The organism is Bathymodiolus platifrons methanotrophic gill symbiont (assembly GCF_002189065.1).
Taxonomy (GTDB): domain Bacteria; phylum Pseudomonadota; class Gammaproteobacteria; order Methylococcales; family Methylomonadaceae; genus Methyloprofundus.
In genome coordinates this window covers 1-1,526 of record NZ_BDMN01000286.1, presented here as the reverse complement: position 1 = coordinate 1,526, position 1,526 = coordinate 1, and the positions used below count along the sequence as shown (strand labels likewise).

The following is a 1,526-nucleotide window of genomic DNA, read 5'->3' as shown; positions in this document are numbered from 1 at the left end:
TACCGCTATCTATTAGATTTTAAATTTGACCGTAACCAACACAGCCATGTTTTCTATCGCTGGTTTAATGAAGTTCCTGTAATATTTTTGCTAGCGATTGTTATATTGGCAGTGGTTAAGCCTTTCTAAGAAAGGCTGTACGTAACAACTTAAACACAATGAAACGCGGATCTTTAGTCCGCTGTTATAAATGCAGACTAAAGAGTTTTGTCACTCAGAGAAAAAATCACTTGTTACAAACAAGTTTTTGTTGCGTTTAATTGCGCTCAAAAATCTAATATCCCACACAGCCATACAAAACAAAATTAAGCTATCGCCTGCTTGCATGTTAATTTCGGCGCAACCACATCTCCGTTATAACGCAGTATTGAATTATGCCCTGTGCTGCCCGCTAAACCACCGTGCAAACCAAAGCCAGGCTTTAAGCGGTGACTGGATAAAATACTTACGGTCATAGAATCTAAAAATCTTATTTTTCTAATCACACCATTACCACCATGATGCTTGCCATTACCACCACTATTTTTACGTATGCAGAATTCTTCTAATACTACTGGAAAACGCCATACATCCGTCAAAATCAGCACTAGCGCCTGCACCACCGCAGATAGTTTCGTAATACTGGCAATCCTCATTGCCAAAGGTTACATTATTCATGGTCCCTTGTGAAGCTGCTAAAACACCTAAAGCACCATACAAACAATCAACAATATATTGAGAGGTTTCCACATTACCCGCCACTACCGCAGCAGGATACTCTGGATTTAGTATTGAGTTTTTTGGAATAATGATTTTTATAGGTTGCAAACAGCCTGCGTTTAAAGGAATATCGTCTTTAACTAAAGTGCGAAAAACATATAATACCGCGGCCTTACAAACAGCAGCAGGCGCATTGAATTGCTAGATAATTGCTTACTCGTCCCAGTGAAGTCAATAGTTGCTGTTCTTTGTTTTTGATTTATTTTTATAGAAACGACAATTTTCGCTCCATCATCCAGGGTATTTTCAAAACGTCCATTTGCCAGGCGACTCAATAACTGGCGCACAGATTCGGCCGCATTATCTTGCACATGCTGCATATAACTTAATACTGTAGCCAGAGTGTTCGGGGAGTCGCTATTTTTGCGAAAGCTTGTTTTGGGCATCCCAGCCCAAGCAAGCGGCAAAAACTTAACGCGACCACTTATGCCTCCGGCGGCCCCGATTCGTCCTCGTCACCTCGTCCCGACCCAACAAGGGGTCGGAACATAGGCTCCAAATGACTTGACGCCGTGTCGGATGGCCTTTTATTTTGTCTCCACCTTCGCTATCGCTCAGACTCCGACAAAACAACCGGCCCTACGGCTATCGCGGACTAAAAATCTTCACTTCGCTAAAGCTCCGTTTCCAGGATTTTCAGCGATAGCAGATAACGTCGGGAAGTGGGGTTTATGCGACAGAACCCTAAAAAGGGTTCTGTCGCAATAATTATCAAAAGCGCAGACCTCCTGGTCTTCAGGCATAACTATCCTGCTAAAGCCATAAAC

At 42.6% G+C, this 1,526-nt stretch carries 1 protein-coding gene and 1 pseudogene; one reads left to right on the top strand and one right to left on the bottom strand.

Annotation, left to right across the window (positions count from 1 at the left end):
- On the top strand, positions 1-129 hold a 129-nt coding region (locus CDZ78_RS15235; RefSeq protein WP_174664590.1), incomplete at its 5' end, for a CopD family protein.
- A gap of 215 nt (positions 130-344) precedes the next feature.
- Here CDZ78_RS15235 and CDZ78_RS15230 read toward each other — a convergent pair.
- A pseudogene (locus CDZ78_RS15230) lies at positions 345-1,100 on the bottom strand (hydantoinase B/oxoprolinase family protein); the annotation flags it as partial.
- Positions 1,101-1,526: the final 426 nt, after the last annotated feature.